The 6,418-nt window shown below is 35.4% G+C and carries 9 protein-coding genes; all 9 read left to right on the plus strand.

Annotation, left to right across the window (positions count from 1 at the left end; translation table 11 throughout):
* The first annotated feature begins 132 nt into the window (after nucleotides 1–132).
* The 9 genes from LB467_RS18245 to LB467_RS18285 all read left to right on the plus strand — a co-directional run bounded on the left by LB467_RS18245 (nucleotide 133) and on the right by LB467_RS18285 (nucleotide 6,165).
* Complete coding sequence (locus LB467_RS18245) at nucleotides 133–645, plus strand: hypothetical protein (RefSeq protein WP_224475566.1); 513 nt, start codon at nucleotides 133–135, stop codon at nucleotides 643–645.
* 195 nt (nucleotides 646–840) lie between these two features.
* On the plus strand, nucleotides 841–1,086 hold the full coding sequence (locus LB467_RS18250) for a hypothetical protein (protein WP_224475568.1): 246 nt from the start codon (nucleotides 841–843) through the stop codon (nucleotides 1,084–1,086).
* Nucleotides 1,087–1,231: 145 nt separating this feature from the next.
* On the plus strand, nucleotides 1,232–1,777 hold the full coding sequence (locus tag LB467_RS18255; RefSeq protein ID WP_224475569.1) for a hypothetical protein: 546 nt from the start codon (nucleotides 1,232–1,234) through the stop codon (nucleotides 1,775–1,777).
* Between the two features lie 130 nt (nucleotides 1,778–1,907).
* Nucleotides 1,908–2,387 (plus strand): hypothetical protein, encoded by a 480-nt coding sequence (locus tag LB467_RS18260; RefSeq protein ID WP_224475570.1) that lies wholly within the window; start codon nucleotides 1,908–1,910, stop codon nucleotides 2,385–2,387.
* Nucleotides 2,388–2,533: 146 nt separating this feature from the next.
* Nucleotides 2,534–2,938: a hypothetical protein gene (locus LB467_RS18265; protein WP_224475572.1), complete on the plus strand. Its 405-nt coding sequence runs from the start codon at nucleotides 2,534–2,536 to the stop codon at nucleotides 2,936–2,938.
* 147 nt (nucleotides 2,939–3,085) lie between these two features.
* The gene (locus tag LB467_RS18270) at nucleotides 3,086–3,286 is read left to right on the plus strand and encodes a hypothetical protein (protein ID WP_224475574.1); all 201 of its coding nucleotides are present in this window, start codon (nucleotides 3,086–3,088) and stop codon (nucleotides 3,284–3,286) included.
* A 230-nt stretch (nucleotides 3,287–3,516) separates the two neighbouring features.
* Nucleotides 3,517–4,155 carry a hypothetical protein gene (locus tag LB467_RS18275; protein WP_224475576.1) on the plus strand — a complete coding sequence of 213 codons (639 nt, stop codon included), beginning with the start codon at nucleotides 3,517–3,519 and terminating at the stop codon, nucleotides 4,153–4,155.
* Between the two features lie 184 nt (nucleotides 4,156–4,339).
* A complete protein-coding gene (locus LB467_RS18280; RefSeq protein WP_224475577.1) occupies nucleotides 4,340–5,467 on the plus strand; it encodes a TlpA disulfide reductase family protein in 1,128 nt (375 codons plus the stop codon).
* A 179-nt stretch (nucleotides 5,468–5,646) separates the two neighbouring features.
* Nucleotides 5,647–6,165: a hypothetical protein gene (locus tag LB467_RS18285; protein ID WP_224475579.1), complete on the plus strand. Its 519-nt coding sequence runs from the start codon at nucleotides 5,647–5,649 to the stop codon at nucleotides 6,163–6,165.
* Nucleotides 6,166–6,418 lie beyond the last annotated feature (253 nt).

Consider the following 6,418-nt stretch of genomic DNA (forward strand, 5'->3'; position numbering starts at 1 on the left):
TCCGGAATAGCTGTCCGCTTTGAAACGGAATCACTGTCCGTTTTGCCCCGGAATGGGTGTCCGCTTTAGTCCGGAATCACTGTCCGCTTTCCAGCGGAATGGGTGTCCGTTTTCACCGGATTGTGCACTGAAATGCAAGAATTTATTGGAGATGACGCAATTTCTTTTCTTGATAATAATTTAAATAATGTGTATCAAGGAATGGATAAATCAGATGAGCAATTTAGAGCCGAAAAAAAAATTGCAACTATAAAATTGTTAAAACTTTACCTTCCTAACAAGTCAAACATTGACAAATTTGCACATATTGCATATAATTCTGTTGAAGTACTTAAGAGATTAATTTTCAAAACAAATTTGGAGGTCGAAGAACTAAACGATTTGAAAAATTTATTCTTCATTAATATTGGTTTTATAAATATGGGTGTCATTGAAAGAATTGCAGAGCTTTCGTCTGATGAATTAGAATATGTTGAGCCTCAAGATTATATAGACAATAACTTTAGCGTTAATCAAAGCCATCAATTTAATAGAGCAAATATCTTTTTAAAACCAATTATTGAATTTTCAAATCTTCGATTAACAGAAAAGAATTTTGAGGAAGAAAAAAAGAAATGGAATTCAAGTAAAGGAAATATAGGTTAGTTCAAACTATGACGCAGAAAGCCAGATGGCAACAACGTATAAAAACAAAGCTTAAACCTGTCTCAAATCGAAAATCCGTGCTCACTTGCAACGCCTGATTGTCCTACGGAAAATTACGCTCGCCCGCTCGCACAGTTTTTATACGAGACGTTGTAAAACATTAAAGAAATCGAGATTATAAAAACCCCAAAACTGATGAGTGAATTTGTAGCGTTTATTTTATTAGAGGTGATTTTCAACTTTGTGGGAGCTGCGGTGCGGTGGACATTCGGATCACTTTATCGGACTCTTTCTAATAAACCTAAATTTACTTTTAAAGAATACCTAAACGGACCTAAAAAACCTGGTTGGTTCGATGAACAAGCTCACGGAACCAATAATGTCATCGTTGGTGTGGTTTCGACTTTGGCAATTATAGTTCTTTTAGTTGTGGTGATTTAAACGTTTTACAACAACATATAAAAACAATGCTAAAACCTGTCTTGAATCGAAACTCGTGCTCTCTTGCAACGCTTGATTGTCCTTCGGACAATCAAGCTCGCCCGTTCGCACAGTTTTTATACGAGACGTTGTGGTGCATATAAAAATGAAGAACTTTAAAAAAGACTTTATCCCGTTACTAATAGCGTTAATCCTAATTGGAACTTCCATTGGAATAACGACATTGACAAACTACAAGATAGGGTACAAACTTTATCTTGGAATTATTCTCCTAGCGGTTTCAATAATTTTATATTTTAAAAACAAAAAACTTTATCAATACATTTTCGGACTGACCTTACTCATAGCGTCAACGAACTTAATTGACTTTTTTTATATTAACGTAGTGCTTTATCTCGGACCAATTGGCATAAATCCAATCAATCTAATTTTACTGATTATATTTCTTACACTAAATAAGAATATTATCGACCAACTTTTTCCCGAACCTAAAAAAGCGGAATCAAATGAAGCGGACCAACAACAAAAATTAGAAATAAAAATTAATCGCTTTGAGCAAAAGTTTGCGAACAAAACAGAAACGGAATTAAAACAAATTACAGACTTAAATAACGCATACGTCGAAGAAGCAAGAATTGCAGCTAAAAGAATATTAACGCGGAATGAATACGCACCACAACAAAGGCTATAATCAATGGCTTGGACACGCTCACTCGGAAAATCCTTCGGATTTTCCTCAGGTTCGGGTTTTGTTTGCTACATTAGTTGCTTACTCAAGCCACTGCTCATAGCCTAGAGCGTTGGGCACAATGCAAAAAAATATGAAAATACAAATCATAATCTTCTTTCTGTTTTCAACTTTTATCTGTAACGGACAAACGGATAAAGTTGCAATTCAATTTAATGATACAACTTCCTTAGAGTTGGTTAAAGCCGCGTTTGAGCCAAACAATAAGAAGATTGATTATTTCGATGGGGAATTTGTTGTAGGCATAGACGGCACTATCTTATTTGGTACGGACGGAGAACTTCCAAGATATATATTAAAGGAAGCCGTTCTTAGAATCGCTGACAGAAATTATGATCTTGACGTTCGGAATATGTACAATCCTTGGTTTGGAGGAATAAATGAACAGTTTTTTAATATTAAAAAAGAGGGAAACCAATTTCAACTGACTAAAATTTTCTCCGATGGAGCCGGCATCTATGCAGCTGAGTGGCTGATTATCGGATGTTCCAGTATTCGGACACTTATAACGGCGGACGAAGAAAAAATAATCGAATTTCAAAAAGAGTGGTAAGCACACTGTGCCCAACAACATATAAAAACAATGCTCAAATCAGTCTTGAATCGAAATTCCGTGCTCGCTTGCTCAGCGGATTGTCCTGCGGACAATCACGCCCGCCAGCACTGTTTTTATACGAGACGTTGGCAAAAATTAAAAAAATGAACAAATTTTTATTTTCTTTATTGTTCTTCCTGATTTTCTTCAGTACCTATTCTCAAATTGCAAAGGAGGATTTTGTCGATGCAGAGAAGCTTGAGAACCAATATGCTACGCAAATAGATTCAATAAGACCGCTGACAGGGGACTCATTTCTGACCTATTCTCACGATGATAAATTTAAAGCTATTCATCTGACTGGAAGTAAGGAGCAGATTTTTTTGGTTGATTTAGTTTATCTTAATGATTTCGCTGGTTATGTCAAATTTAAAACTGACTCGATAAATAAAGTGCTCTTTGAGGCAAGAAGTGATGGTTCTGGAAATTGTCCAGATTATTTCACTATAGACAAGGAAACAGGGAAGAGAGAGTTTCCAACAAAAGAAGAGGTGAAGAAAATGAAATAAACTTTTGCCAACAATATATAAAAACAATGCTCAAATCAGTTTTGAATCGAAACTTTATGCTCGCTTGCAACGCTTGATTGTCCTGCGGACAATCAAGCTCGCCCGCTCGCACAGTTTTTATACGAGACGTTGGCAAAAATTAAAAAAATGGAACCTATTTTAGTAATTGCAATTATCATTTTAGCCTTTTGGTCTGTCATTACAACCTTTAGAGCAATTTATCTTATTCTGACAAAAGAATTTGCAGGAGATAAACTCAGTTGGATTTTAATTTCCTTGGTTGCCATAATCGGACCGATTTTGTGGGTAACCAAAGGGAAAAAATTGATCTCTTCAGCTCGCAAGTAAAACTGATATGGGGGAAACGTTACCGACTGAATATCTGGGGTGGCGTTTCTTGGAGTTTTATGCGTTATAAATCGGATTAAAAACTTTTGCCAACAGTATATAAAAACAATGCTTAAATCAGTCTCGGATCGAAACTCTCTGCTCGCTTGCTGCGCCTGATTGTCCTGCGGACAATCAAGCTCGCCCGCTCGCACAGTTTTTATACGGGACGTTGTGCATAATGTAAAATGATGAAAAAACTACTTGTAATTATTTTCCTGATTTATCAGCAGTCTTACTCCCAGACTGCAAATGATAATTATGAACTATATTCTCTTATTTTGTCTGAGAAATTAGATTTAGGAACTACAGAAAAGATTGATTCAATTCTACTTATTAAAAGATTTGAGAATAGACTCGGCAATGATTACAGCCTATTTGAATTGAGTTCTGATTCAATTACTTCTAATGATATAAATATTCTTTTAATCAAAACAAATAAGGATACAACCTTTGTAAAAAGACTTATACGGGAACCATCCATTAAAAGGCTAATTACTGGGTTGACGGACAATATAGACGAAAATCCAAAGATTGAAATTGACCGACTTAAACTTACCAATCTCCATATTCAAAGCATATCTACAAGGAAATATTATTCATTTTTTGGAAGAAATTTCGACAAGAAAAAACCGTGGGAACGGATTGAAAGAATATATGGAACTCGAAAAGTAGTCGAGCTTTCAAGGGTGAATTATAGCGGTAATCTTGCTGCCGTCTATTACGGGCTTCATTGTGGAAGTTTGTGCGGTACCGGCAACATCGTCATATTTGAAAAAATAGATGAAAAATGGCGGATCTTGACTGAGTTAAATTTATGGATGTCCTGATCAAAACACTATGCACAACAACATATAAAAACAATGCTTAAATCAGTCTCAAATCGAAACATCGTGCTCGCTTGCTTAGCGGATTGTCCTGCGGACAATCACGCACGCCCACTCGCACAGTTTTTATACGAGACGTTGGCAAACATTTGAAAACGATAAATATCTAACCACAAAATTCAACGAAATGAAAATTAAAATTCTCGCAACATTTACGCTTGTAGTAATTATTTTAACTTCCTGTAATCAACCTAAATCTAATAGCAACGCATTTACATTAAAAGGAACAGTTGACGGTCCTAACACAGAATATGTAGTCTTAAGTTATGTTGATAGTTCCAATGTTGACGTAACCGACACAATAACAGTAGAAAATAATTCTTTTTTTAAACAAGGTTCTCTTATCCATCCACATTTGGTTTCATTGACAAGCAATTTAACGGGTGTATATATGGAAGACCCTAATCGATTACGGTTTTTTTTAGAACCAAATGAAATGGAAATAAACATTAAGGAAGATCAATTCCCTGATGCGCTAGTTACTGGTTCTGAAAGCCAAATTGAATATGAGCACCTGGCTAAAAAAATTAAACCATATTATGAAAAACTTAAATTAAAAGAAACTGAAAGGGAAGAGGCGCGAAAACTATTTGCTGAAGTCAAAAATATCCAACTCAAATATGCTATTAATAATCCACATTCATATGTAAGTGCAGAGATGATTGATTTTTATAGTGATAAATTGCCGATTGATTCACTTAAGATGTTTTATGCTGGTCTGGACCCAATTATAAAAGAGTCGTTATATGGTTTAGATATACAGGAGTCAATCAAATCATTCATACCTATCGTTGATTCAGGAGATGTTGCGCCTGGGTTTTCTTCAGAAAATAGTGATGGTAATGTTTTAAGTCTAAATCAATTTAAAGGAAAAACTGTATTATTAGATTTTGGAGCAGCTTGGTGTGTGCCTTGTAAAAAAGAAATTCCCGAAGTAAAGAGAATTTTTGATAAGTACCATTCAAAAGGACTGGAAATTATAGGCGTTTCATTTGATAAAGATAAAACCATTTGGAAAGAAAACATACAAAATGAAAAATTAGATTGGCACCACATTTATGAAGGAAATGAAAATTGGAGAGTAGAAAATGGCTCTATTAGTAAATCATATCAAGTGCAGGCCATCCCAGCATACATTTTAATTGATGAAAATGGAATTATAATTGACCGCTATCGTGGTGCAGACAAGGACGATAAAAGCTTAAACGATTTGGAAGGAAAACTTGAAACATTGTTATCTACTAACTCCCTTTAACTAGAAATACAAACGTTTGCCAACAACGTATAAAAACAATGCTAAAGCCTGTCCCAAATCGGAAGTCCGTGTTCACTTGCTCAGCGAATTATGCTGCGGACAATCCCGCTCGCCAGCTCGCACAGTTTTTATACGGGACGTTGGCAAACATTCCCCACAAGAAGAAACTCCATTAAATTATGAAATTGAATATTATAAAAACCATCTTTTCTCTTTTGATTTTGACTTCTTATAGCGCAAGTGCCTGTGAATGCTTTATAATTAAATCGATTGAAAAAGAATATAATAACGCCGACTATGTGGCTTCAGGAAAAGTTGTTCAAATAGATTATGTTCAAATACAGCAGGAGCAGGATGGCAAATCAAAAGTATTGACATCCAATTCTAAAGATGAATTTAATATTTTTAAAGGTCTTGTATTAGCAAAAATCACTTTAAATTCTGACGAAGTATTTAAAGGAAATAAAAGAAAAAAAGAAGTTATTATTTATACAGGCAGCAGTGGCGGCGGAGATTGTGGCTTTTATTTTGAATTGAACAAACAATACCTCATTTATGCTTTTAAAGATAGTTGGGGCACGAAGGAACTACGTGATAATAACAAAAAATACAGACGAACCCTTTACACGGATACGTGCACTCGGACAAAAATTATTGACCCCCAGGAAATCGAAAAAGTTAGATTATTAAAAAAATAAAAACGTTTGCCAACAGCATATAAAAACAATGCTTAAATCAGTCTCAAATCAAAGTTCCTCGCCCGCTTGCTTAGCGGATTGTCCTGCGGACAATCACGCCCGCCAGCTCGCACAGTTTTTATACGAGACGTTGTATGCAATTTCTTGTCGCGAGCGGTCATCTTTTGAGGATCCTGGGCTGATTTTGGGAGGTATAGCTAAAGGAAAGAGAAGGACATACTTTTTAGTAGCGTCCCCAAGTATTTAGCGATGA

It is taken from the genome of Salegentibacter tibetensis (assembly GCF_020164485.1).
GTDB classification, from domain to species: domain Bacteria; phylum Bacteroidota; class Bacteroidia; order Flavobacteriales; family Flavobacteriaceae; genus Salegentibacter; species Salegentibacter tibetensis.